Source organism: Streptomyces sp. NPDC057854, assembly GCF_042797055.1.
Classification (GTDB): Bacteria; Actinomycetota; Actinomycetes; order Streptomycetales; family Streptomycetaceae; genus Streptomyces.
Genome location: NZ_JBHVMF010000015.1, coordinates 117,437 through 141,038, shown reverse-complemented (window position 1 = coordinate 141,038; position 23,602 = coordinate 117,437). Strand labels below are relative to the sequence as shown.

Annotated in this window: 22 protein-coding genes; 11 read left to right on the top strand and 11 right to left on the bottom strand. The window is 72.8% G+C overall.

Annotated features, from left to right (window positions below; translation table 11 throughout):
* The first annotated feature begins 265 nt into the window (after positions 1 to 265).
* On the top strand, positions 266 to 610 hold the full coding sequence (locus ACFVQZ_RS22200; protein ID WP_030495795.1) for a WhiB family transcriptional regulator: 345 nt from the start codon (positions 266 to 268) through the stop codon (positions 608 to 610).
* A gap of 24 nt (positions 611 to 634) precedes the next feature.
* Here ACFVQZ_RS22200 and ACFVQZ_RS22195 read toward each other — a convergent pair whose 3' ends face one another.
* Both ACFVQZ_RS22195 and ACFVQZ_RS22190 read right to left on the bottom strand, forming a co-directional pair.
* A complete protein-coding gene (locus ACFVQZ_RS22195) occupies positions 635 to 1,996 on the bottom strand; it encodes an ArsA family ATPase (RefSeq protein ID WP_383625152.1) in 1,362 nt (453 codons plus the stop codon).
* A complete protein-coding gene (locus ACFVQZ_RS22190) occupies positions 1,993 to 2,958 on the bottom strand; it encodes an ArsA family ATPase (RefSeq protein ID WP_030495797.1) in 966 nt (321 codons plus the stop codon). The genes ACFVQZ_RS22195 and ACFVQZ_RS22190 overlap by 4 nt, the downstream gene beginning before the upstream one ends.
* 123 nt (positions 2,959 to 3,081) lie before the next feature.
* On the opposite strand from ACFVQZ_RS22190, the gene ACFVQZ_RS22185 reads away from it, so the two are divergent.
* The 5 genes from ACFVQZ_RS22185 (at position 3,082) to ACFVQZ_RS22165 (ending at position 6,493) form a co-directional block, all read left to right on the top strand.
* A complete protein-coding gene (locus ACFVQZ_RS22185; protein WP_321192973.1) occupies positions 3,082 to 3,237 on the top strand; it encodes a DUF4177 domain-containing protein in 156 nt (51 codons plus the stop codon).
* Positions 3,234 to 3,704: a RidA family protein gene (locus tag ACFVQZ_RS22180; RefSeq protein ID WP_030495798.1), complete on the top strand. Its 471-nt coding sequence runs from the start codon at positions 3,234 to 3,236 to the stop codon at positions 3,702 to 3,704. Before ACFVQZ_RS22185 ends, ACFVQZ_RS22180 begins: the two co-directional genes overlap by 4 nt.
* 127 nt (positions 3,705 to 3,831) lie before the next feature.
* Positions 3,832 to 4,695, top strand: coding sequence for an NUDIX domain-containing protein (locus tag ACFVQZ_RS22175; protein WP_030495799.1), 864 nt, complete (start codon positions 3,832 to 3,834; stop codon positions 4,693 to 4,695).
* The gene (locus ACFVQZ_RS22170) at positions 4,692 to 5,522 is read left to right on the top strand and encodes an MBL fold metallo-hydrolase (protein WP_030495800.1); all 831 of its coding nucleotides are present in this window, start codon (positions 4,692 to 4,694) and stop codon (positions 5,520 to 5,522) included. The genes ACFVQZ_RS22175 and ACFVQZ_RS22170 overlap by 4 nt, the downstream gene beginning before the upstream one ends.
* Before the next feature lie 83 nt (positions 5,523 to 5,605).
* Entirely contained in the window at positions 5,606 to 6,493 is an 888-nt protein-coding gene (locus ACFVQZ_RS22165; protein WP_030495801.1) for a prohibitin family protein, read from the top strand.
* A gap of 98 nt (positions 6,494 to 6,591) precedes the next feature.
* On the opposite strand, the gene ACFVQZ_RS22160 is transcribed toward ACFVQZ_RS22165, so the two are convergent.
* Positions 6,592 to 7,266: a Crp/Fnr family transcriptional regulator gene (locus tag ACFVQZ_RS22160; RefSeq protein WP_030495802.1), complete on the bottom strand. Its 675-nt coding sequence runs from the start codon at positions 7,264 to 7,266 to the stop codon at positions 6,592 to 6,594.
* A gap of 186 nt (positions 7,267 to 7,452) precedes the next feature.
* On the opposite strand from ACFVQZ_RS22160, the gene nth reads away from it, so the two are divergent.
* The 3 genes from nth to ACFVQZ_RS22145 all read left to right on the top strand — a co-directional run bounded on the left by nth (position 7,453) and on the right by ACFVQZ_RS22145 (position 10,637).
* Positions 7,453 to 8,592 (top strand): endonuclease III, encoded by a 1,140-nt coding sequence (gene nth / locus ACFVQZ_RS22155; protein ID WP_383625144.1) that lies wholly within the window; start codon positions 7,453 to 7,455, stop codon positions 8,590 to 8,592.
* A 73-nt stretch (positions 8,593 to 8,665) separates the two neighbouring features.
* Positions 8,666 to 9,370: an NUDIX hydrolase gene (locus tag ACFVQZ_RS22150; RefSeq protein ID WP_383625141.1), complete on the top strand. Its 705-nt coding sequence runs from the start codon at positions 8,666 to 8,668 to the stop codon at positions 9,368 to 9,370.
* 67 nt (positions 9,371 to 9,437) lie between these two features.
* Positions 9,438 to 10,637, top strand: a complete 1,200-nt coding sequence (locus ACFVQZ_RS22145; protein ID WP_383625138.1) for a MarP family serine protease — start codon at positions 9,438 to 9,440, stop codon at positions 10,635 to 10,637.
* Between the two features lie 30 nt (positions 10,638 to 10,667).
* Here ACFVQZ_RS22145 and ACFVQZ_RS22140 read toward each other — a convergent pair whose 3' ends face one another.
* The 6 genes from ACFVQZ_RS22140 to ACFVQZ_RS22115 form a co-directional block, all read right to left on the bottom strand.
* The gene (locus ACFVQZ_RS22140) at positions 10,668 to 10,859 is read right to left on the bottom strand and encodes a hypothetical protein (RefSeq protein WP_030495807.1); all 192 of its coding nucleotides are present in this window, start codon (positions 10,857 to 10,859) and stop codon (positions 10,668 to 10,670) included.
* A 141-nt stretch (positions 10,860 to 11,000) separates the two neighbouring features.
* Entirely contained in the window at positions 11,001 to 11,936 is a 936-nt protein-coding gene (locus tag ACFVQZ_RS22135) for an alpha/beta fold hydrolase (protein ID WP_030495808.1), read from the bottom strand.
* The gene (locus tag ACFVQZ_RS22130; protein WP_030495809.1) at positions 11,933 to 12,430 is read right to left on the bottom strand and encodes a phage holin family protein; all 498 of its coding nucleotides are present in this window, start codon (positions 12,428 to 12,430) and stop codon (positions 11,933 to 11,935) included. The genes ACFVQZ_RS22135 and ACFVQZ_RS22130 overlap by 4 nt, the downstream gene beginning before the upstream one ends.
* Before the next feature lie 54 nt (positions 12,431 to 12,484).
* Entirely contained in the window at positions 12,485 to 13,867 is a 1,383-nt protein-coding gene (gene nhaA / locus ACFVQZ_RS22125; RefSeq protein ID WP_383625134.1) for a Na+/H+ antiporter NhaA, read from the bottom strand.
* A 245-nt stretch (positions 13,868 to 14,112) separates the two neighbouring features.
* The gene (gene acs / locus ACFVQZ_RS22120) at positions 14,113 to 16,125 is read right to left on the bottom strand and encodes an acetate--CoA ligase (protein WP_383625131.1); all 2,013 of its coding nucleotides are present in this window, start codon (positions 16,123 to 16,125) and stop codon (positions 14,113 to 14,115) included.
* Positions 16,126 to 16,261: 136 nt separating this feature from the next.
* Entirely contained in the window at positions 16,262 to 18,790 is a 2,529-nt protein-coding gene (locus tag ACFVQZ_RS22115; protein WP_383625128.1) for a SulP family inorganic anion transporter, read from the bottom strand.
* 250 nt (positions 18,791 to 19,040) lie between these two features.
* Between ACFVQZ_RS22115 and ACFVQZ_RS22110 the strand changes: the two genes are divergently transcribed.
* Positions 19,041 to 20,360, top strand: coding sequence for a lipoprotein (locus tag ACFVQZ_RS22110; RefSeq protein WP_036415371.1), 1,320 nt, complete (start codon positions 19,041 to 19,043; stop codon positions 20,358 to 20,360).
* Between the two features lie 116 nt (positions 20,361 to 20,476).
* On the opposite strand, the gene ACFVQZ_RS22105 is transcribed toward ACFVQZ_RS22110, so the two are convergent.
* Positions 20,477 to 21,460, bottom strand: coding sequence for an ATP-binding protein (locus ACFVQZ_RS22105; RefSeq protein WP_030495814.1), 984 nt, complete (start codon positions 21,458 to 21,460; stop codon positions 20,477 to 20,479).
* A 102-nt stretch (positions 21,461 to 21,562) separates the two neighbouring features.
* On the opposite strand from ACFVQZ_RS22105, the gene ACFVQZ_RS22100 reads away from it, so the two are divergent.
* Entirely contained in the window at positions 21,563 to 22,381 is an 819-nt protein-coding gene (locus ACFVQZ_RS22100) for a Fic family protein (protein WP_030495815.1), read from the top strand.
* 333 nt (positions 22,382 to 22,714) lie between these two features.
* Here ACFVQZ_RS22100 and ACFVQZ_RS22095 read toward each other — a convergent pair whose 3' ends face one another.
* Positions 22,715 to 23,572 (bottom strand): HAD-IB family hydrolase, encoded by an 858-nt coding sequence (locus ACFVQZ_RS22095; RefSeq protein ID WP_030495816.1) that lies wholly within the window; start codon positions 23,570 to 23,572, stop codon positions 22,715 to 22,717.
* Positions 23,573 to 23,602 lie beyond the last annotated feature (30 nt).

The window sequence follows — 23,602 nt, the reverse complement described above, 5'->3', positions numbered from 1 at the left end:
GGCATGAGTTTCCGCGTCCCCGAATCCGCGGAAAGGCGTGTCCGATTCCGGTGTGTGTGTCGCGCGGTGTCCTATAACACACGCATGTCCTGCGGTCACTCCCCTGGGTGATCTGACGCGCACGCATAGTCCGTTCGGACCATTCAAGATTGGGCCCGAAGGGGGTGTTGCGCTGTCCCCGCCTTCCGTAACGTCCCAACTGGCAGCGGTGAATATGCCGCTGCCGCCGTGGGGGAGCCTCGATTCGGGAGAGGACGGCGCCGGTATGGGCTGGGTAGCTGACTGGAGTGCGCAGGCGGCCTGCCGCACTACCGATCCGGATGAACTTTTCGTGCAGGGAGCGGCACAGAACCGGGCGAAGGCGGTGTGTACCGGCTGCCCGGTGCGCACCGAGTGCCTGGCCGACGCCCTGGACAACCGTGTGGAGTTCGGCGTGTGGGGCGGCATGACGGAGCGCGAGCGCCGTGCCCTGCTGCGCCGGCGTCCCACGGTCACCTCGTGGCGGCGGCTCCTGGAGACCGCCCGCACCGAGTACGAGCGCGGCGCGGGCCTGCTGCCCGTCGCCATGGAGGACGACGCGACGTACGAGGAGTACGCCGCGGTCGGCTAGTCCCGCTCGCCCCGTGAGGGCCGGTCAGGACCGGTCGCGCGGGGAGGAGAGGCGCTCACCGACGGCCCGCAGCCCGGCGAGGTCGTGCACATCGCCGGGCAGGGCGGCCACCTCGGTCACCGGCACCTCCGGGTGGAGGGCCGTGAAGCGGTCCCACGTGCGCCGCTCGCGCGCGAGCACCCGCATCCGCTCGGCGTGCAGCCGCAGCAGGCCCGCGGTGAGCCGCGCGATGTCCGGATCGGTGTCGCTCGGGTGGTCTTCGGGCACGTCGGCCGTGGGGGCGGCCTCGGGCGCGTCGGAGGGACGTGCGGAGGAGTCGGCGGCGGTGGCGGGGCGCGACGGCCCGGACGACGGAGCCGGAACGTCACCCCCTCCAGCATTCCCGGCCGGCCGATCCGCCATGCGGCCCTCGTCAAGATTTTCCGCCGCCGCCCGCGCCCGCTCGGCCGAGAGGCGCGCCGCGCCGCTGCCGTGCACCCGGTTCAGGACGAGACCGGCCAGCGGCATGCCCTCGGTGGCCAGCCGCTCCACGAAGTACGCCGCCTCCCGCAGCGCGTCCCGCTCGGGCGCCGCCACCACGAGGAACGCCGTGCCCGGCGCCTGGAGCAGCCGGTACGTGGCGTCCGCCCGGGTCCGGAAGCCGCCGAACATCGTGTCCATCGCCGCGACGAACGTCTGCACGTCGCCCAGGAACTGACCCCCCAGCAGCTTCCCCAGCGTCCCCGACATCATCGACATGCCGACGTTGAGGAACTTCATCCCGGCCCGGCCGCCCACCTTCGCCGGCGCCATCAGCAGCTTGATGAACGTCCCGTCCAGGAAGGACCCCAGCCGCTTCGGCGCGTCCAGGAAGTCGAGCGCCGAACGGGACGGCGGGGTGTCGACGACGATCAGGTCCCACTCGTCCCGGGCCCGGAGCTGGCCCAGCTTCTCCATCGCCATGTACTCCTGCGTACCGGCGAAACCGGCCGACAGGGACTGGTAGAAGGGGTTCTCCAGGATCGCCTTGGCCCGTGCCGGATCCGCGTGCGCCTCGACGATCTCGTCGAAGGTCCGCTTCATGTCCAGCATCATGGCGTGCAGTTCGCCGCCGTCCGGGCCCTTCACGCCGTCCACCTTGCGGGGCGTGTTGTCCAGCGCGTCGATGCCCATCGACTGGGCCAGCCGGCGGGCCGGGTCGATGGTGAGGACGACCACCCGCCGGCCCCGCTCCGCCGCCCGCACGCCCAGCGCCGCCGCCGTCGTCGTCTTGCCGACGCCGCCGGAACCGCAGCAGACGATGATCCGGGTGCCGCGGTCGTCCAGGATCGGGTCGATGTCCAGGGCGGGCACGGCGTCCAGCCCGCCCGCGGTGACGCCCTCGGCCACGGGGTCCCCCTTCGTCACGCCGCACCCACCCCTTGCCTCCGCAGTTCCTTCGCCAGGCGGTAGAGGCCCGCGATGTCCGCCCCGTCGCCCAGGTACGGCAGCTCGTACGCGGGCACGCCGACACCGTCCAGGACGGCCCGCTGGGCCCGCTCCAGCTCCACCCGCCGGGCGTGCTCGGCCGCCTGCTCCAGCAGCGGCTCCACCAGCCCCGCGCCGCCCGCGACGCCGGCCGACACCAGCGTTCGCGCGATCGCCTCGCGGTGGTCGCCGGAGGCGGCCCGTACCGCCGCCTCGTCGAGGACCTGCGGGCGGACCATGTTCACCACCACCCGGCCCACCGGCAGCCCCGCCGCGCGCAGTTCGGCGATGCCGTCCGCCGTCTCCTGGACCGGCATCTCCTCCAGGAGCGTCACCAGGTGCACCGCCGTCTCCGGGGACTTGAGGACCCCCATCACCGCCTGCGCCTGGTGGTGTATCGGGCCGATCCTCGCCAGCCCGGCCACCTCGTCGTTCACGTTCAGGAAGCGGGTGACGCGGCCGGTCGGCGGCGCGTCCATCACCACGTGGTCGTAGACCGGTCGGCCGTCCCGCTCCCGCCGGCGGACCGCCTCGCACGCCTTCCCGGTCAGCAGCACGTCCCGGACGCCCGGCGCGATCGTCGTCGCGAAGTCGATCGCGCCGAGCTTCTTCAGCGCCCGGCCCGCGCCGCCCAGTTTGTAGAACATCTGGAGGTAGTCGAGGAGCGCGCGCTCGGCGTCGATCGCCAGCGCGTACACCTCGCCGCCGCCCGGAGCCACGGCGATCTTGCGCTCCTCGTAGGGAAGCGCCTCCGTCTCGAAGAGCTGTGCGATGCCCTGTCTGCCTTCGACCTCGACGAGGAGCGTCCGCTTCCCCTCCGTCGCGAGGGCGAGGGCGAGGGCGGCGGCGACCGTCGTCTTACCGGTACCGCCCTTGCCGCTGACGACCTGGAGCCTGCTCACGCTGTCGAGCCTAACCACTGGCGGGCCCCCGCAATCAGCGGACCGCCCCGGAGAGGCCCCCGAGTCCGGACCCTGGGGGGAGCCTCGGCGGAGCACCCCGCCGCAGCGGCTACAGTCGGGCCCATGACCAAGTGGGAGTACGTCACGGTGCCGCTTCTGGTGCACGCGACCAAGCAGATTCTCGACAACTGGGGCCAGGACGGCTGGGAGCTCGTCCAGGTCGTGCCCGGGCCCAACCCGGAGCAGCTGGTGGCCTACATGAAGCGGCCCAAGCCGTGAGCGGGGCCGTCGAGGCGCGGATCGCCGAGCTGGGCCTGAAGCTGCCCGAGGTCGTCCCGCCGATCGCCGCCTACCAGCCGGCCGTCCAGTCCGGCGTGTACGTCTACACCTCGGGCCAGCTCCCGATGGTGGAGGGCAAGCTTCCGGTGACCGGCAAGGTCGGCGCCGAGGTGACCCCCGAGGAGGCCAAGGCGCTTGCCGCGACCTGCGCGCTGAACGCGCTCGCGGCCGTGAAGTCGGTCGCCGGTGACCTCGACCGGATCAAGCGGGTCGTCAAGGTCGTCGGCTTCGTCGCCTCCGCCGCGGACTTCACCGGCCAGCCCGGCGTGATCAACGGCGCCAGCGAACTGCTCGGCGAGATCCTCGGCGACAAGGGCGTGCACGCCCGCAGCGCCGTCGGCGTCACCGTCCTCCCCCTCGACGCCCCCGTCGAGGTCGAGGTCCAGGTCGAGCTGACCGAGGCCTGACCCACGCGGACAGGACGAGGCCGGACGCGAGCCCGCCGGCCCCGGGCCGTACGCACCCCGGCCGGCCGCCCCTCCCCGGGGCGGCCGGCCCTCGTGCATTCGGTTCGATGCGCATAGCATCCGCCCCATGTCGAATGGTCAGTGGTACCCGCCGGAATGGCCCGACCGGATCCGCGCCCTCGCCGCCGGCGAGCTGGTGCCGGTGACGCCGCGGCGCGCCGCCACCGTGCTCCTGCTGCGCGACGCGGCCGGCGGGCCCGAGGTCCACATGCTGCGCCGCCGCGCCTCCATGGCCTTCGCCGGCGGCGCGTACGCCTATCCCGGCGGCGGGGTCGACCCGCGCGACGAGCAGCCGGTGCGCTGGGCCGGGCCGCCGCTGGAGGAGTGGGCGGAGCGGCTGGGGCTCGACGACCCGGCGCAGGCGCAGGCCGTGGTCTGCGCGGCCGTCCGGGAGACCTTCGAGGAGGCGGGCGTGCTGCTCGCCGGCGAGACCCCGGACACCGTCGTCGGCGACACCACCGGCGAGGACTGGGAGCGCGACCGGGCGGCGCTGGTCGCCCGCGAGCTGTCGTTCGCGGACTTCCTCGACCGGCGCGGCCTCGCGCTCCGCTCGGACCTGCTGGGCGCGTGGGCCCGCTGGATCACCCCCGAGTTCGAGCAGCGCCGGTACGACACCTGGTTCTTCGTGGCCGTCCTCCCGGCCGGGCAGCGGACCCGGGACGTCTCCGGGGAGGCCGACCGCACGGTCTGGATCCGGCCGGAGGACGCCGCCGCCGGCTACGACCGGGGTGAGCTGACGATGATGCCGCCGACGATCGCCACCCTGCGGTCCCTGCAGCCGTGCGGCACGGCCGCGGAGGCGCTGGCGGCGGCCGGGAAGCAGTCCATGACGCCGGTGCTGGCACGCGCGCGCGTGGAGGGCGGCCAGGTGGTGCTGTCGTGGCCCGGCCACGACGAGTTCACCAGGACGGTCGGGGGAGGGGCGCCGTGACCGACGCCGCCGCCCTGCCGGGCCAGCCGCGCGGGCTCGTCACCTCCGGTCCGGCGACCGAGCGGGCCGTGAACGTGCTCGCGCCCAACCCGTCCGCGATGACCCTGGACGGCACCAACACCTGGCTGCTCTCCGAGCCGGACTCCCCGCTGGCCGTCGCCGTGGACCCGGGGCCGCTCGACGAGGGCCACCTCCGGCACGTGATCGCCACCGCCGAGCGGCTGGGCAAGCGGATCGCGCTGACGCTGCTGACGCACGGCCATCCGGACCACGCCGAGGGCGCGGGCCGCTTCGCCGAGCTGACCGGCACCGCCGTCCGGGCGCTCGACCCGGCGCTCCGCCTCGGCGACGAGGGACTGGGCGCGGGCGACGTGGTCGAGGTCGGCGGCCTGGAGCTGAGGGTGGTGCCGACGCCCGGCCACACCTCCGACTCGCTCTCCTTCCACCTGCCCGCCGACCGCGCGGTGCTGACCGGCGACACGATCCTCGGGCGCGGCACGACGATGGTCGCGCACCCGGACGGGCGCCTCGGCGACTACCTGGACTCGCTGCGCCGGCTGCGCTCGCTGGCCGTGGACGACGGCGTGCACACGGTCCTGCCGGGGCACGGGCCGGTCCTGGACGACGCCCAGGGCGTCGTGGAGTACTACCTGGCCCACCGGGCGGCCCGGCTCGCGCAGGTGGAGACGGCGGTCGAGGCGGGCCACCGGACGGCGCCGGAGGTCGTGGCGCACGTCTACGCGGACGTGCACCGGTCGCTGTGGCCGGCGGCGGAGCTCTCCGTACGGGCGCAGCTGACGTACCTGCGGGAGCGCGGGCTGCTCTGAGACGTACCCCCGGGAACCCTCCGGGCTCCCCGAGTGTCTTACGCTCCGCTTACATCAGGCCGTAGCCCTCGGGGGGAATGCCCATGTTCGTCATAGCCATCCTGCTGGTGATCGCCGCGGTGGTGCTCTGGTTCGTCGGCCGGTCGCAGGACTCGACCGGCTGGAAGCTGGGTGCCGCGGGCGCGCTGGTCGCCGGCGTCTTCTCGGTGATCGTGAGCATGACGTACGTGATCAGCGCGTACGAGGTCGGCGTGCCGGTCGCGTTCGGCAAGGTCGGTTCGCCGATGACGTCCGGCATGCACGTGAAGTCGCCGTTCACCGACGTCACCACCTTCTCCACCCGCCCGGTCGACCTCAACCTGTCCGACAAGGACGTGGTCGAGGTCCGCTCCTCGCAGGGTGGCGTCATGTACGCGGAGGTCACGGTGAAGTGGGCGGTCGTCCCGTCGAAGGCCGTCGAGCTGTACAAGCTCGCGGGCAGCGAGGACGCCATCCAGCAGCGCCTGGTCTACCCGGACAGCCGCGAGATCGTCCGCAACGTGTTCGCCCGCTACACCAGCGAGCAGGGGTACGCCTCCGACCGCGAGAAGATCAACGCCGAGATCGCGAAGCTCATCACGGAGCGCCTGGAGCCGCGCGGCATCGTCGTCACCACCGTCAACCTGCGCAACGTGAAGCCGTCGGACGCGCTCCAGGGCCAGATCGACCGCAAGATCCAGCAGCAGCAGGCCACCGAGCGGGCGCTGGAGGCGGCCCGTACCGCCAAGGCCGAGTCGGACCGGCGCCGGATCGAGGCGGAGGGCATCGCCCGCGCCAACAAGATCCTCAACGACTCGCTGACGGACAAGGTCCTGGCGAACCAGTGCATCGACGCCTTCAAGGAGGCGGCGGCGAAGAACCCGGTCTACGCGGTGCCCTGCGGCTCCGCCGGCGCGTCCGCCCCGGTGATCGTGGACGGCTCGAAGCGCTGAGTCGAGGGACGCGTACGACCCGCACGACGTGCACGAGCTGTACGGAAGGGGGCCGCCCGGTCGACCGGGCGGCCCCCTTCCCGTGCGTACGGGGATCCCTAGCGGGAGCGCTTCGCGAGGCGCTCCACGTCCAGCAGGATCACGGCGCGGGCCTCCAGGCGCAGCCAGCCGCGCTGCGCGAAGTCGGCGAGCGCCTTGTTCACGGTCTCGCGGGAGGCGCCGACCAGCTGGGCCAGCTCCTCCTGGGTGAGGTCGTGGACGACGTGGATGCCCTCCTCCGACTGCACGCCGAAGCGGCGCGACAGGTCGAGGAGCGCGCGGGCGACACGGCCCGGCACGTCGGAGAAGACCAGGTCGGACATCTGGTCGTTGGTCTTGCGCAGGCGGCGGGCGACGGCCCGCAGCAGGGCGCCGGCGACCTCGGGGCGGGCGTTCAGCCAGGGCTGGAGGTCGCCGTGGCCGAGGCCGAGCAGCTTGACCTCGGTCAGCGCCGTCGCGGTCGCGGTGCGCGGGCCCGGGTCGAAGAGGGACAGCTCGCCGATGAGCTCGCCGGGGCCGAGGACCGCCAGCATGTTCTCGCGCCCGTCGGGGGAGGTGCGGTGCAGCTTCACCTTGCCCTCGGTGACCACGTACAGGCGGTCGCCGGGGTCGCCCTCGTGGAAGAGCGCGTCGCCACGGGCGAGCGTCACCTCACTCATCGAGGCGCGCAGCTCGGCGGCCTGCTCGTCATCGAGCGCCGCGAAGAGCGGGGCGCGCCGCAGAACGTCGTCCACGAGTTCACTCCTCCTGTCGACCTGCTCACGGGACCTGAGCTCCCATGATGCCGGACGTGCCAAACAGTGCGATCAATCACAACAAGTTTGACGCACCGGACGCCATTGCCGAACGTCAGGGGCCCGATCGGGGTCCGATCGGCGGCGGGCGGGGCGGAAGAGGCCCGTGGCCCCTAGGCTGGCCGGGTGTCCAACTCGCCGGTGAGAACGCAGGCCAAGGGGGCTGAAAGAGTGTCGGCCGAAGGGAATTCCGCTGTGGGCGAACACGGCGTGTCGAAGCGGTCGAAAGCCGTGAATCGGGATGATTCGCCCCCAAGGAGCCGAACCCCGGAGAACCCCGCGGACCCGGCCACCCCGGCGAAGCGCGCGAAGCCCGCAAAGCCCGCCAAGGCCGCCAAGGCACCGGCCGCTAAGGCCGCCGCCCCCGCCGCCGAGGCCAAGGCCTCCGCCCGTAAGACCAAGGCCCCGGCCGCCAAGGCCGAGGCCGAGCCTGCCGCCGCCCCCGCCCGGAAGGCCACGCCCAAGCCCGAGTCGCGGCTGGCCATGGTGCGGCGGGCGCGGAAGATCAACCGGGAGCTCGCGGAGGTGTTCCCGTACGCGCACCCCGAGCTCGACTTCCGCAACCCCTTCGAGCTGCTGGTCGCCACCGTGCTCTCCGCGCAGACCACCGACCTGCGGGTGAACCAGACGACGCCCGCGCTGTTCGCCCAGTACCCGACCCCCGAGGACCTGGCCGCCGCCGTCCCGGAGGAGGTCGAGGAGCTGATCCGGCCCACCGGCTTCTTCCGCGCCAAGACGAAGTCGATCATGGGCCTGGCCGCCGCGCTCCGGGACGACTTCGGCGGCGAGGTCCCCGGCCGCCTGGAGGACCTCGTCACGCTGCCCGGCGTCGGCCGGAAGACCGCGTTCGTCGTCCTCGGCAACGCCTTCGGCGTCCCCGGGATCACCGTCGACACCCACTTCATGCGGCTCGCCCGCCGCTGGCGGTGGACCGCGTCCGACGACCCGGTCAAGATCGAGGCCGAGGTCGCCGAGATCTTCCCGAAGAGCGAGTGGACGATGCTGTCCCACCGGGTGATCTTCCACGGCCGCCGCATCTGCCACGCCCGCAAGCCCGCCTGCGGCGCCTGCCCGATCACCCACCTCTGCCCGGCGTACGGCGAGGGCGAGACCGACCCGGAGAAGGCCGCCAAGCTGCTCAAGTACGAGAAGGGCGGCTTCCCCGGCCAGCGGCTCAACCCGCCCGCCGACTACCCCGGCCGCCCGGCCCCGCCCGCGCCCGGCGTGGCCCCGGGCGCCGCCCAGACCCCCTCCGGCGCCGAGTGAGCCGCGGCGGACCGGGACGGACCCGCGGGAACGAAGAGACACGGCGACGGCGTTGGACGACTCGGGGGTGCCCATGACGCGTACGGACGAAGAGACCCACGGCCCCGGCACCGGCGGCCTGCTGGACCGGGACGGCCTGCCCGACTGGCTCGCGCCGGTCGACCGGGCCGCGCGCACCGTCGCGCCCGAGCAGCTGAGCCGCTTCCTGCCGCCCGCGAACGGCTCCGGCCGCCAGTCCGCCGTCCTGGTCCTCTTCGGCCACGGCGCCCGCGGCCCCGAGCTGTTGCTGATGGAGCGCGCCGGCAGCCTCCGCTCGCACGCCGGACAGCCCTCCTTCCCCGGCGGCGCCCTCGACCCCGAGGACGGCGACCCGGCCGACGGCGGGCTGCTGCGGGCGGCCCTGCGCGAGGCGCGGGAGGAGACCGGCCTCGACCCGGCGGGCGTCCAGCTCTTCGGAGTCCTGCCCCGGCTCTACATCCCGGTCAGCGGCTTCGTCGTCACGCCCGTCCTCGGCTGGTGGCGCGAACCGAGCCCGGTCGGCGTCGTCGACCCGGCCGAGACCGCCCGGGTCTTCACGGTCCCCGTGGCGGATCTCACGGACCCCGCCAACCGCGCCACCGCCGTCCACCCGGCCGGCCACGCGGGCCCCGCGTTCCTCGTCGCGTCGGCCCTGGTCTGGGGTTTCACCGCCGGAGTGATCGACCGGCTGCTGCACTTCGCCGGCTGGGAGCGGCCCTGGGACGCCTCCCGCGAGGTCCCGCTCGACTGGCGCTCGTGACAGGCTGGGCCCCCGGGCGACCGGAGACGAAGCGGCGACCGGAAACGACACTGCGAGGCTGACGACCGTGAACGTGCTGGACATCCTGCTGCTGCTCGCGGCCGTGTGGTTCGCGATCATCGGCTACCGCCAGGGCTTCGTCGTCGGCATCCTCTCGGTGATCGGATTCCTCGGCGGCGGACTCGCCGCCATGTGGCTGCTGCCGATCCTCTGGGACCGGCTCACCGACCAAAGCGAGATCACCACCACCGTCACGGTGATCTTCGTGATGGCGGTCATCGTCTCCGCCTCCGTCGGCCAGGCGCTCACCACCCACCTCGGCAACAAGCTCCGCCGCCACATCACCTGGTCGCCGGCCCGCGCCCTCGACGCCACCGGCGGCGCGCTGGTCAACGTCGTCGCCATGCTCCTCGTGGCCTGGCTGATCGGCTCGGCGCTGGCCGGCACCTCGCTGCCGACCCTCGGCAAGGAGGTGCGCGGCTCCAAGGTGCTCCAGGGCGTCACCGAGGCGATGCCCGACTGGGCCGACGAGTGGTTCGGCAACTTCACCGCCACCCTGGCCCGCAGCGGCTTCCCGCAGGTCTTCAGCCCGTTCGCCAACGAGCCCATCACCGAGGTGCTGCCCCCGGATCCCGCGCTCGCCGGCAGCCCCGTCGCCACCCTCGTGCAGCGCTCCATCGTCAAGGTCGTCGGCACCGCCCCGAGCTGCGGCAAGGTCCTGGAGGGCACCGGCTTCGTCTTCGCCGAGCGCCGCGTGATGACCAACGCGCACGTGGTCGGCGGCGTCGACGAGCCCACCGTGCAGATCGGCGGCGAGGGCCGGCTGTACGACGCCAAGGTCGTCCTCTACGACTGGCAGCGCGACATCGCCGTCCTCGACGTGCCGGACCTCAAGGCCACCCCGCTGCGCTTCACCGGGGAGGAGGCCCGCAGCGGCGACGACGCCATCGTCGCCGGCTTCCCCGAGAACGGTTCGTACGACGTCCGCTCCGCCCGCGTCCGCGGCCGGATCACCGCCGACGGCCCCGACATCTACCACCGGGGCGACGTGCGCAGGGAGGTGTACTCGCTGTACACGACGGTCCGCCAGGGCAACTCCGGCGGCCCGCTCCTCACCGAGGACGGCACCGTCTCGGGCGTCATCTTCGCCCGCTCCCGCGACGACGCGCAGACCGGCTACGCGCTGACGGTCGAGGAGATCCGCGAGGACATCGAGCTCGGCCGGACCGCCGGGCAGCAGGTGGACACCCAGGGCTGCGCCCTCTGAGCCCGCCGCGCGGGCCCGTCCCCGCCCTGCCTAGGCGGTGTCGCGGGGATGGCGGAGCCGGGCCGACACCCAGCGGGCGCGCCGCCTGAGGATGCGTGAGATCCCGACCTGCCCGCCGGGAGCGCGGCCCTCGTCCGGCGGGCCTCCCCGCTCGCGGGAGCCCGGCCCGGAGGCGGAGCGGCGGTCGCGTGCCGTGTCACCGTAGTCGTGCGTCCAGCCCATACCGGGACGTCTGCCCGGGGGCCGGGCCCGGTAACCGCTCCTGGGCCCGCCAATCGGAGTATGCGCGGGGCAAGGGACGTTCGACGCACGCCCGTACGGGGGCGTGCGGGGCGGTGCGGGCCGGAGGCCGTACCGGACCCGTCAGCGGTCGGGCTCGGGGTCCTTCAGCCAGTTCACCAGTTCCGTGGTGAAGGCGACCGGGTCCTCCTCGTGCGGGAAGTGCCCGAGGCCGTCGAAGAGCCGCCAGCGGTACGGGGCTTCCACGTACTCGCCCGAACCGGCCGCGCTGCGGGTGCGCATGACGGGGTCCAGCGAGCCGTGCAGGTGCAGCGTCGGCACCCGGACCGGCCGCTTCATGCGCCGGTTGAACTGGATGCCGTCGGGGCGGGCCAGCGAGCGGACCAGCCAGCGGTACGGCTCGATCGAGCAGTGCGCCGTCGACGGGACGAGCATCGCCCGCCGGTACGCCTCTACCGCGTCGTCGTCGGCCGGGCGCGGCCCCGACCAGTCCTGGATCAGACGCCCCACCAGTTCGGCGTCGTCGGCGACCAGCTGACGCTCCGGCAGCCACGGCCGCTGGAACCCCCAGATGTGGGAGCCGGCCCGGGACTGCGCGAAGTCGGAGAGCATCGCCGAACGCCAGCGGCGCGGGTGCGGCATCGAGGAGACGGCCAGCCGGCGGACCAGCTTGGGCCGCATCACGGCGGCCGTCCAGGCGAGGTAGCCGCCCAGGTCGTGGCCGACGAGCGCGGCGTCCGGCTCGCCGAGCGAGCGGACCACCCCGGTGATGTCGAGGGCCAGGTTGGCGGGGTCGTAACCGCGGGGGGTGCGGTCGCTGCCGCCGACCCCGCGCAGGTCCATCGCGACCGCCCGGAAGCCGGCCTCGGCGAGCGCCGGCAGCTGGTGGCGCCAGGTCCACCAGAACTGCGGGAAGCCGTGCAGCAGCAGCACGAGGGGGCCGTCGCCCATCTCGGCGATGTGGAAGCGGGCGCCGTTGGCCGCGACGTCACGGTGGGTCCACGGACCGTCGAGGCGTACGGGCCCGCCGCCGGGGGTGCTGCTCTCGGGGAGGGTCATACGGACGAGCGTGCCACAGACTGGGCCTTGGCCATCGTCACCTCGGCGGCGGGGACACCCTCGGGGCGCGGGTGCGGCTTCACGTTCTGCATGATCGCGGCGGTCTGCTTGGCCGACGCGATGGTCCTCCGCGGCGGCTTCACCTTCTTGAACTTCCGCATCGCGATCAGGCCCAGGAGACCGGCGACGATCACGTTGAACGCGAAGGACAGCAGGAAGCACCAGACGAGGTTCCAGCCGCCGTTGCCGTTGTGCCCGCCGGTCCACGTGTTGATGGCGTACGCGAGCGCGAAGCTCAGCATCGGCAGCGAGAACAGCAGCACGACGGCGGCGGCGATCGCCGCGCCGCTGCCGATCGCGCCGCGCTTCACGTCCTGCCGGAGCTCGGCCTTGGCCAGGGCGATCTCGTCGTGCACCAGTGCGGACATCTCGGCGGTCGCCGAGGCGACCAGCTGGCCGAGGCTGCGCTCGGTTCCGTCGAACGGGTCGCTCATCGCTCTCCCTCTCCTCTTGTACGGTCCGAGACTCTTTGTACGGTCCGCCTCAGATCATGCCGGACGGTCGGCCCCGTCGCGCGGTGCCCCCGCCAGTCGGGCGCGCTCCCGGTGCTCTGCGGCCTTCCGCTCCAGGATCTCGGCCATCCGCAGGTGGTACGCCTCGGTGCCCTCCTCGTACACGTCCGGGATGCCGTCCTCGTCCTCGTCCCGCTCCTCGTCGGCGACCAGCAGCAGGTACTTCCGGACGCGCAGCTTGAGCAGGAGCGAGGCGCAGGCGGCGGCGATCAGCGAGCCCATGAGGACCGCCGCCTTCACCTCGTCGGTGAGGGCCGCGTCGCCCTCGAAGGCGAGTTCGCCGATGAGGAGCGAGACGGTGAAGCCGATGCCCGCGAGGGTGGCGACGGCGAACACGTCCGGCCAGGACAGCTGGGGGTTGAGCGCCGCCCTGGTGAAACGGGCGGCGAGCCAGGTGCCGCCGAAGATGCCGACGGCCTTGCCGACGACCAGGCCGAGGACGACACCGAGGGTGACGGGCTGGGTGAAGACGTCGCGGAGCGCTTCGCCGGACAGGGTGACGCCGGCGGAGAAGAGCGCGAAGAGGGGGACGGCGAGGCCGGCGGAGAGCGGCCGGACCAGGTGCTCGATGTGCTCGCCGGGGGAGTGCTCCTCGCCGTCGCGGGTGGTGCAGCGGAGCATCAGGCCCATGGCGACGCCGGCGATCGTGGCGTGGACGCCGCTGTTGTACATCAGGGCCCAGATCACCAGCGCCAGCGGCACGTACACGTACCAGCCGCGGACCTCCTTGCGGAGCAGGAACCAGAAGAGGGCGAGGCCGGTGAGGGCGCCGCCGAGGGCGGCGAAGTTCAGGTCGCTGGTGAAGAAGACCGCGATGATCAGGATCGCGAAGAGGTCGTCGACGACGGCGAGGGTGAGGAGGAAGGCGCGCAGGGCGGACGGGAGCGAGGTGCCGATGACGGCGAGGACGGCGAGCGCGAAGGCGATGTCGGTGGCGGTGGGCACGGCCCAGCCGTCCATGGTGCCGCCGCCGACGGCGTTGACCGCGACGTACACGAGGGCCGGGGTGGCCATGCCGCAGATCGCCGCGATGACGGGGAGCGCGGCGGCCTTCGGGTCGCGCAGCTCGCCGGCGACCAGCTCGCGCTTGAGCTCGATGCCGGCGACGAAGAAGAAGACCGCCAGCAGGCCGTCGGCCGCCCAGTGCGCTATCGACAGGTCGAGGCCGAGGGAGGCGGGTCCGAGGTGGAAGCCGGAGACCGCGTCGTAGCTGCCGGGCAGCACGTTCGCCCAGATGAGCGCGGTGACGGCGGCGACGAGCAGCAGGACGCCGCCGACGGTCTCGGTGCGCAGGGCGTCGGTGACGTGGCGGCGCTCGGGGAGCGAGAGCCTGCCGAGGAACGAGCGGTCGGTGGACACGAGGAGCCTCCGGTCGGGTGGGCAGCACTGAGCACATGCCGACCAGACTTCCCGGCGCACCTAGGTCTTTCTGTCGCGTTCCTGACGCGTTCTTTACTTTACCTAACGAGCCCGAGGTGTGTCCGGCGAGGATCACTTTAGGAAGATATGCGGCTTTCGGCGCGGCGGCAGGGGGGCGGGGGGTGGACGCGGAAAGGCCCGCCCCGGGGTGTCGGGGCGGGCCTTTCCGTGCGGTCGTGGTGTCGTCAGTCCTCGCTGGGCGCGGCCGGCAGCTTGGTCTGAATGAGCGACATAACCGACGAATCGGTCAGCGTGGTGACGTCGCCCAGCTCCCTGTTCTCCGCCACGTCGCGCAGCAGCCGGCGCATGATCTTTCCGGAGCGGGTCTTCGGCAGCTCGGCCACCGGGAGGATCCGCTTGGGCTTGGCGATCGGGCCGAGGGTGGCGCCGACGTGGTTGCGCAGCTCGGCGACGAGGGCGTCGTCCTCGCTGGCGGTGCCGCGCAGGATGACGAAGGCGACGATCGCCTGGCCGGTGGTCTCGTCGGCGGCGCCGACGACGGCCGCCTCGGCCACCGCCGGGTGGGAGACGAGCGCCGACTCGACCTCGGTGGTCGAGATGTTGTGGCCGGAGACGAGCATGACGTCGTCGACGCGGCCGAGCAGCCAGATGTCGCCGTCGTCGTCCTTCTTGGCGCCGTCGCCGGCGAAGTACTTGCCCTCGAAGCGGGACCAGTAGGTGTCGATGAAACGCTGGTCGTCGCCCCAGATGGTGCGGAGCATCGACGGCCACGGCTCGGTGAGCACCAGGTAGCCGCCGCCGCCGTTCGGCACCTCGTTCGCCTCGTCGTCGACGACGGTGGCGGAGATGCCGGGGAGCGGGCGCTGGGCGGAGCCCGGCTTGGTCTCGGTGACGCCGGGGAGCGGGCTGATCATCATCGCGCCCGTCTCGGTCTGCCACCAGGTGTCCACGATCGGGCAGCGGTCGGCGCCGATGTGCTTGCGGTACCAGATCCACGCCTCGGGGTTGATCGGCTCGCCGACCGAGCCCAGCACGCGCAGGCTGGACAGGTCGAACTTGGCGGGGATGTCGTCGCCCCACTTCATGAACGTGCGGATCGCGGTCGGCGCCGTGTACAGGATGGTGACGCCGTACTTCTGCACGATCTCCCAGAACCGGCCCTGGTGCGGGGTGTCCGGGGTGCCCTCGTACATGACCTGCGTGGCGCCGTTGGCGAGCGGGCCGTAGACGATGTACGAGTGGCCGGTGACCCAGCCGATGTCGGCGGTGCACCAGTAGACGTCGGTCTCCGGCTTGAGGTCGAAGACGGCGTGGTGGGTGTACGCGGCCTGGGTGAGGTAGCCGCCGGAGGTGTGCAGGATGCCCTTCGGCTTACCCGTCGTGCCCGAGGTGTACAGGATGAAGAGCGGGTGCTCGGCCGGGAACGCCTCGGGGGTGTGCTCGGTGGACTGGCGGCCGACGATGTCGTCCCACCAGACGTCCCGGCCCTCGGTGAAGGCGGTGTCCTGGCCGGTGCGGCGGACCACGAGGACGTGCTCGACCTGCGGGCACCTGGCGACGGCCTCGTCGATGGCCGGCTTGAGCGCGGACGGCTTGCCGCGGCGGTAGCCGCCGTCGGCGGTGACGACCAGCTTGGCGTCGGCGTCCTGGATGCGGGAGGCGACGGCGTCGGCGGAGAAGCCGCCGAAGACGACCGAGTGGGCGGCGCCGACGCGGGCGCAGGCCAGCATGGTGATCGCGGCCTCGGGGATCATCGGCAGGTAGACGGCGACCCGGTCGCCCTTGCGGACGCCCAGCTCGGTCAGGGCGTTGGCGGCCTTGGAGACCTCGTCCTTGAGCTCGGCGTAGGTGATCGCGCGGCTGTCGCCCGGCTCGCCCTCGAAGTGGATGGCGACCCGGTCGCCGTGCCCGGCCTCGACGTGCCGGTCGACGCAGTTGTACGCCACGTTGAGCTCGCCGTCGGCGAACCACTTGGCGAACGGCGGGTTCGACCAGTCGAGGGTCTCGGTCGGCTCGGTGGCCCAGGTCAGGCGCTTGGCCTGCTCGGCCCAGAAGCCCAGCCTGTCCGCCTCGGCCTGCTCGTACGCCTCCGCCGTCACGTTGGCGTGCGCGGCCAGCTCGGCGGGCGGCGCGAAACGGCGCTCTTCCCGGAGCAGATTGGCCAGGCTCTCGTTGCTCACGACATCTCCCTTTCCCAGGGCGTCCTCTGTGCGTATGTGTCCCGCGTCATAGCTCATCAGCCCGATGCCCCGGGTGACAAGAGCCTCCGGGCAATTGGTTTAGACCTGTGAGCGTCTTGACGGCGGTGGCCCCTTCGTCCCGAGCGGAGGGAGAAGGGGCCACACACTCTCACGGAGGCGGTCCGGGAAAGGTTCAGGACGCGCGGGCGGCCAGGGCAGCCGGCGGGACGCCGTGGAAGACGGCGTCGTACCCGCGCCCCTCGTCCGCGTCGGACAGCAGGTACGCCTGCGCCTCTCCCACGTGGAAGTACATCCCCTGCAGGGTGAGGCTGCCGTCGGCGAGCCGCCGCGCCACCGACTCGTACGCCCGCAGGTGCTCCAGCTGCTGGACGACGTTGGTGAGGCACAGCTGCTCCACCGCGTCCGCCGGGAGCCGTCCGGAGATCCGCGCCCACGCGTGCCGGCGGCTCGCCATCCGCTCCAGGCTCGGTCTGCCGTGCCGCAGCCAGCGGTGCAGCGGGGTCGCCGGCGCGTCGGGGGCGGCGCCGAGCAGCGCCTGCATGGCGCCGCAGCCGGAGTGGCCGCAGACGGTGATCGACTGCACCCGGAGCACGTCCACGGCGTACTCGATCGCCGCCGCCACCGAGTCGTCCCCGCTCTCCTCGCCGGGCAGGGGCACCAGATTGCCCACGTTGCGCACGGTGAAGAGGTCGCCGGGGCCGCTCGACGTGATCATGCTGGTGACCAGCCGGGAGTCGGCGCAGGTGAGGAAGAGCTGCGACGGGCTCTGGCCCTCCCGGGCCAGCCGGGCCAGCTCGTCCCGGACCAGCGGCGCGGTGTTCCGCTGGAACTTGCCGATGCCGTGAGCCAGCTGATGCCCCGTCGGGCGCTGCGGCTCCTCCGCCGCCGGGGCGGCGGGTTCGCCGGCCGCGGGGTCCGCGGCGGCCGGGGTGGGCTGCGGCGCGGGCAGCTCGGCGCACCGGTGGTTGTGCCACGGCGTCCAGGGCCGGCAGCAGGCGTCCTCCGGACCCGGGTGGGCCGCGGCGCGCGCCTTCGCGGCATGGCCCGTACCGGGGCCGCCGGACTCCGTGGCGGGGGCGGAGTCGCGGTCCGACGGGTGATCCGAGTCGGGGTCGGCGTCCGGCTCGGGGGCGGAAGGGGCGGAGGAGCCGGAGGAGCCGGAGGAGCCGGTGATATGGCCGCCGGTGGGGCCGGTCAGCTCGACCGTGCCGCCGTGCGCCAGATGGCCGGAGGCCCAGTCGTTCAGCGTCTCGTACGCGGCGTGGTCCATGAAGGAGCCGTCCAGCTCCACGGTCACGTCCGTGCCCCGGGGGATCTGGTGCAGTGCCCGGCTCAGCCGCGGCACCGCGAGGAAGGTCAGCTGGCCGCGCACCCGCAGCAGCGGGCGCTCGTCCCGGTCCTCCCGGGTGATCCGGGTGCGGGTCAGCCGGTGCAGCGCGACCGCGACCGCGACGGCGATGCCGAGGGCGACGCCCTCCAGCAGGCCCACCAGGACGACGCCGGTCAGCGTCACCGCGTACACGACGACCTCGCGGTGCCGGGTGACCGTACGGATGTGGGTGATGCTCACCATCTGGATGCCGACCACCATGACCAGCGCGGCCAGCGCGGCCAGCGGGATCAGGTCGATGGCGGGCACCAGCAGCAGCGCGGCCAGCACGATCCACAGGCCGTGCAGCATGGTGGAGGCCCGGCTGACCGCACCCGCCGACACGTTGGCGACACTGCGGACCGCGACCCCGGCGACCGGGAGGCCGCCGAGCGCCCCGGAGACCACGTTGGCCGCGCCCTGGCCGGCCAGTTCGCGGTCGAGGTCGGAGCGGGGGACGCCCGCGCCGCGGTCCGGGCGGGCGGCGACGAGCCGGTCGACGGCGACGGCGGAGAGCAGCGACTGGACGCTGGTGACCAGGGTGATGGTCAGGACGCCGGCGGCGATGCCGAGGACCGGCCCCTCCGGCAGTCCGGGCAGCGCGTGGCTGCTCCAGGACGGCAGGTCGACGCGGGGCACGGAGAGCCCGGCGGCCACCGCGAGCACGGTCGCGCCGCCGACGGCGATCAGCGCGGCCGGCGCCTTCCGGGCCAGCGCGCCCACGCGGCCCGGCAGCCGGGGCCAGCCGAGCAGGACGACGATGGTGAACCCGCTGATGGCGAGCGAGGCCGGGCCGACGTCCGCCAACTGGGCGGGCAGCCCGAGGGCGTTGGCCACCGGGGAACTCTGCGGGGTGCCGCCGAGGACGATGTGCAGCTGCGCCAGGGCGATGGTGACGCCGATGCCGGCCACCATGCCGTGCACGATCGCGGGCGACACCATGAGTGCCGAGCGGGCCACTCTCAGCGCGGACAGGGCCAGTTGGGAGAGTCCGGCGAGGACCGTGATGGCGCAGGTGGTGCGCCAGCCGTACCGCTGGATCAGCTCGGCGGTGACGACGGTGAGGCCGGCGGCGGGTCCGCTCACCTGGAGCGGGGAACCGCCGAAGCGGCCGGCGACCAGACCGCCGACGGCGGCGGCGACCAGGCCGGCCTGGAGCGGGGCTCCGGTGGCGAGGGCGATGCCGAGCGAGAGCGGCAGCGCGATCAGGAAGACGGCGATCGACGCGGAGACGTCCGCGCCGGCGGGACGGAAGCGGCGACCGCCGGGCGGGCTGTGGGGCCGCTGGACGCGGGGCCGGTTGGTGGTGCGGGCAGGGGTGCAGAGGGTCATCCGGTCTCCTCCGGGGCCGAACGGGTACCTCAACTCTGAGTAAACGAATCGTAATGGAGAGTAAAGACTCCGGCATTATTTTCGGGGCAAACAGGGCAATGGTTCACCGATTCCGGTGAACGGACGGCGCCCCGCCGCTTGTCGTTTCATCGTTCCGGCCGCTCCGGTGCGAGGTTGACGCCGCTCGGTCGTCCGGCGGAGAACCCCGCCGATCCCCCCGCCGAAGCCCGTCGGAGAAGAGAGGTGGCGGATGTCAGCCGCTGTGCGAGGAAGTACGTTCCGGAGGAGGACGCTGGCCGCCGGCGCCCTCACCGTCGCCCTGATCGGCGGGCTGGCCGGCTGCTCGGAGCCGTCCTCCCCCGCCGCCGGCACCGAGGGCGCCCCCGGCGCGGGAGCCGGCGCCGGCGCCGGGGCGAAGAAGGGCCCCGCCGCCGCGCCGCAGAACCAGGTCCGCCTGATCGGCGACGGCTCCACCGCCTACACCGGCGCCCAGCCGCACCAGCCGGTGTGGAAGAAGCTGAAGCCCGGCGAGACCCCGCCGCAGTTCGTCGTCTTCTCCTGGGACGGCGCCGGCGAGGACAGCCAGAAGCTCTTCTCGCACTTCCGGAAGGTCGGCAAGAAGTACGGCGCGACCATGACGTACTTCCTCAGCGGCGTCTACCTCCTGCCCGAGGAGAAGCGGGCGATGTACGACCCGCCGAAGCACTCCGCGGGCCGCTCCGACATCGGCTTCAACGACACCGAGGGCATCCGTGACACCGTCCGCGAACTGCGCGGCGCGTGGCTGGAGGGCAACGAGATCGGCACCCACTTCAACGGGCACTTCTGCGGCGCCGAGGGCGGCGTCGGCACCTGGTCCGTGGAGGAGTGGAAGAGCGAGATCCAGCAGGCCAAGTCCTTCGTCAAGAACTGGAAGACCAACGCCGGCCTGCGCGCCGAGCAGCCGCTGCCCTTCGACTACGACAAGGAGCTCGTCGGCGCCCGCACGCCCTGCCTGGAGGGCCGGAAGAACTTCGTGAAGGCCGCCTCCGAGCTCGGCTTCCGCTACGACACCAGCGGCGTCAACGACCAGATCTGGCCGGAGAAGGACCACGGCCTCTGGGACCTGTCCATGCACCTCGTCCCGGTGCCCGGCCGCGCCTTCCAGACCCTCGCCATGGACTACAACTTCCTGGTCAACCAGTCGCCCGGCACGACCCAGGGCGACCCCGGCATGCACCGCTACTGGGGCGACCAGATGCGGGACGGCCTCGTCCAGGCGTTCGAGCGCTCGTACCGGGGCAACCGGGCGCCGGTCATCATCGGCAACCACTTCGAGTCCTGGAACGGCGGCACCTACATGCGCGCCATCGAGGAGACCATCGCCACCGTCTGCGTCCAGAAGGACGTCAAGTGCGTCTCCTTCCGCCAGCTCGCGGACTGGCTCGACGCCCAGGATCCCGCCGTCATCGCCAAGATGCGCACCCTGAAGGTCGGCGAGGCCCCCGCCGGCGGCTGGCCCGCCTTCCTCGCCCCCCAGCCGGCCGCCCCCGCCGCCCCCCAGGCCCCGAAGCAGCCGACCCGCGGCTGACCGGGTCGGCGGTCGAGCGGGCCCGCAGCCGCCGGGCCCGCGGCTGGGCGGGCCTGCGGCGGCGGGGCCGAGGCCGGGCGGGCCTGCGGCCGAGTGGGTCCGGCCGGCCCGGTGGGTCAGTGGACGCCGGCGGTCGTGGGTTCGCCGAGGACGAAGTCGGGGTCGACCTGCGCCGCCAGGTCGGCCCCGGTCTTCGCGTTGCCCCAGCTCTCCGCGTTGCGCAGGTGGAAGTGGACCATCTGGCTTGTGTACCGCTGCCAGTCGCGCCGCGCGTACGTGTCGTCCGCCGCCTCCCGCAGGGTCCGCAGGGCCTCGTGGTTCTCCGGCTCCAGCTCCTCGAAGCGCGGCGGCCGGCCCTTCTCCATCGCGCGCACCCAGTCCGAGTGGCCGACCGTGACGAGCAGGTCGTCGCCGACCTCCTGGCGCAGGAAGTCCAGGTCGTCCGGCCCCTGCACCTTGTTGCCGACGACCTTCAGCGCGACGCCGAAGTCCCGCGCGTACTCCTTGTACTGCCGGTACACCGAGACGCCCTTGCGGGTGGGCTCGGCGACCAGGAAGGTCATGTCGAAGCGGGTGAACATGCCCGACGCGAACGAGTCCGAGCCCGCCGTCATGTCGACGACCACGTACTCCCCGGCCCCGTCCACCAGGTGGTTGAGGCACAGCTCCACCGCGCCGACCTTCGAGTGGTAGCAGGCCACGCCGAGGTCCGCCTCGGTGAACGGCCCGGTCGCCATCAGCCGCACCTCGCCGGGGTCGAGCCGGACCGGCCGGGCGCACGCCTCGTACACCGGGTTGTCCTCACGGACCCGCAGCAGCCGCGAACCCTCCCCGGGCGGTGTCGTCTTGATCATCGTCTCGGCGGAGACGATCCGCGGATTGCTGCCGCGCAGGTACTCCTTGATGAGCGGCAGGTGCGCCCCCATCGCGGGCAGCGCGGCGGCCTCCGCCTCGGAGAGGCCGAGCGCGGCCCCCAGGTGCTGGTTGATGTCCGCGTCGACGGCGACGACCGGAGACTCGATGGCGGCGAGGTGGCGGACGAAGAGCGAGGACAGCGTCGTCTTGCCGCTGCCGCCCTTCCCGACGAAAGCGATCTTCATGTTCACCTAGCGTAGTGGCATGAACGCGCTTAGTGGTCAAGCTCTATGAAGAAGACCACTCCATCGTGGGGCGGGCCCCGGGGGCGCGTAGCCTCCTTACCTATGAGTACGCACGCCTCTGACCCCTTGGCCGCCCTCGGCTCCCTGCCGGGCGTCGCCGACGCGGTGGACTCCGTACGCAAGGCCGTCGACCGGGTCTACGGCCACCGTGTGATGCGCCGCCGCAGCAACGAGATCGCCCACGAGGCTGCGCTCCGCGGCGCCCGCGGCTCGGCAGCGCTGGCCGGCGCCGACTGGGCCCTGGAGGAGGTCCGCCGCCGGACCGACTTCAGTGCCGACCCCGAGGCCCGCACCGTCGGCGCCGCCCTCCGGCTGAGCGCCGAGGCGGGCGAACTGCTCTCCATCTGGCGCCAGTCGCCGCTCCGCGTCCTGGCCCGGCTCCATCTGGTCGCCGCGGGCGAGCACCAGGACTCGACGGGCCGCCCCCGGCAGGCCGGCGAAGCCGTGACCGAACCGCTGATCGAGGCCCCCCTGCCCGGCCCCGACGAGGTCGCCGCCCGGCTCGACGGCCTGGCGGAACTCGTCGTCGCGGGCAGCGAGGCCCCCGCGCTGGTCGTCTCCGCCGTCGTCCACGGCGAACTCCTCGCCCTGCGCCCCTTCACCTCGCACAACGGCCTGGTCGCCCGCACCGCGGAGCGGATCGTGCTGGAGGGCAGCGGCCTCGACCCGAAGGGCATCTGCCCCGCCGAGGTCGGCCACGCCGAACAGGGCCGGGCCGCCTACCTGGCCGCCTTCGAGGGGTACCTGTCCGGCACCCCGGAGGGCGTCGGCGCGTGGATCACGCACTGCGGGCGCTCGGTCGAGCTCGGTGTCCGCGAGTCGACCGCCGTCTGCGAGGCGCTCCAGCGCGGCGCGGCCTGAGAACCCCCGACATGGGTTGCGGCGGTACCGGAGAAATCAGTACCGCCGCTGGCACGTCCACCCAGTTACCAAGCGTCCTCGATATGTGCCCATCAGGCGGGGTACTTTGCCCTTCGCCTGGTGCGGCTGGCCCGTAATCGACGGGTCGACGTCGCGTGGGTGCCAGGTTTTTGTGCGTCAGGTCCGTGGGGCCTTGATGCTCAACAGGTGATCCTCTCGGATGTCCCAGGTCTCGCGGGCCTGATTCCTTTCTACTCCTGTCCGCCGGTAAGCGAAAGTGGTGGATCCGCTTCTTTGCCCGCTTTCCGGATCGGGTGAAACCCGGGCAAGCGGTCAGTGCCCCGCGAGAGCCGCCGCGGCCACGGCCCGGTGCCGCCGGCGGGTGGCGTACCAGACCAGCCCCGCGGTGGCCGCCGCCGCACCCACGGCCGCCGCAGCCATGAGCGCCGGCCGGGGCGGCATCCGGAACGCGGGCAGCCGCTGCTTGAGCCGCACGGGACGGTTGAACACCAGCACCGGCCACTCCCGGGCGGTCGCCTCGCGGCGCAGCGTCCGGTCCGGGTTGACCGCGTACGGGTGCCCGACCGCCTCCAGCATCGGGATGTCGGTCGCCGAGTCGCTGTAGGCGTAGCAGCGGGACAGGTCGTACCCCTCCGACTCCGCCAGCTCGCGCACGGCCTCGGCCTTCGTCGGGCCGTAGGCGTAGTACTCCACCTCGCCGGTGAAGCACCCGTCCTCGCCGACCACCATCCGGGTGGCGACGACCCGGTCGGCCCCGAGCATCTCCCCGATCGGCTCGACCACCTCGGCACCGGAGGTGGACACGATCACGACGTCACGGCCGGCGGCGTGGTGCTCCTCGATGAGGGAGGCCGCCTCGTCGTAGATGATCGGGTCGATCAGGTCGTGCAGGGTCTCGGCGACGAGTTCCCTGACCTGGGCCACGTTCCAGCCTTTGCAGAGCGCGGAAAGGTATTCGCGCATCCGCTCCATCTGGTCGTGATCGGCTCCGCCGACGAGGAACACGAACTGGATGTAGGCCGTCCGCAGGGCGGCGCGGCGGCTGATCAGTCCGCCCCGGTAGAAGGACTTGCTGAAGGTCAGCGTCGAAGACTTCGCAATGACCGTCTTGTCCAGGTCGAAGAACGCGGCTGCGCGCGGCAAGGAGTGGTTTTCCACAACGCTGAGCATAGGTGCCCGCCATTCGGCGTACGCTGGGGC

Coding starts and splice junctions, on each gene's coding strand:
- ACFVQZ_RS22115 (WP_383625128.1), bottom strand. CDS start 18,790: ATGACCCTCTGCACCCCTGCCCGCACCACCAACCGGCCCCGCGTCCAG.
- ACFVQZ_RS22100 (WP_030495815.1), top strand. CDS start 21,563: ATGAGTACGCACGCCTCTGACCCCTTGGCCGCCCTCGGCTCCCTGCCG.
- ACFVQZ_RS22150 (WP_383625141.1), top strand. CDS start 8,666: ATGACGCGTACGGACGAAGAGACCCACGGCCCCGGCACCGGCGGCCTG.
- ACFVQZ_RS22185 (WP_321192973.1), top strand. CDS start 3,082: ATGACCAAGTGGGAGTACGTCACGGTGCCGCTTCTGGTGCACGCGACC.
- ACFVQZ_RS22175 (WP_030495799.1), top strand. CDS start 3,832: ATGTCGAATGGTCAGTGGTACCCGCCGGAATGGCCCGACCGGATCCGC.
- ACFVQZ_RS22200 (WP_030495795.1), top strand. CDS start 266: ATGGGCTGGGTAGCTGACTGGAGTGCGCAGGCGGCCTGCCGCACTACC.
- ACFVQZ_RS22105 (WP_030495814.1), bottom strand. CDS start 21,460: ATGAAGATCGCTTTCGTCGGGAAGGGCGGCAGCGGCAAGACGACGCTG.
- ACFVQZ_RS22095 (WP_030495816.1), bottom strand. CDS start 23,572: ATGCTCAGCGTTGTGGAAAACCACTCCTTGCCGCGCGCAGCCGCGTTC.
- ACFVQZ_RS22110 (WP_036415371.1), top strand. CDS start 19,041: ATGTCAGCCGCTGTGCGAGGAAGTACGTTCCGGAGGAGGACGCTGGCC.
- ACFVQZ_RS22165 (WP_030495801.1), top strand. CDS start 5,606: ATGTTCGTCATAGCCATCCTGCTGGTGATCGCCGCGGTGGTGCTCTGG.
- ACFVQZ_RS22135 (WP_030495808.1), bottom strand. CDS start 11,936: ATGACCCTCCCCGAGAGCAGCACCCCCGGCGGCGGGCCCGTACGCCTC.
- ACFVQZ_RS22140 (WP_030495807.1), bottom strand. CDS start 10,859: ATGGGCTGGACGCACGACTACGGTGACACGGCACGCGACCGCCGCTCC.
- ACFVQZ_RS22130 (WP_030495809.1), bottom strand. CDS start 12,430: ATGAGCGACCCGTTCGACGGAACCGAGCGCAGCCTCGGCCAGCTGGTC.
- acs (WP_383625131.1), bottom strand. CDS start 16,125: ATGAGCTATGACGCGGGACACATACGCACAGAGGACGCCCTGGGAAAG.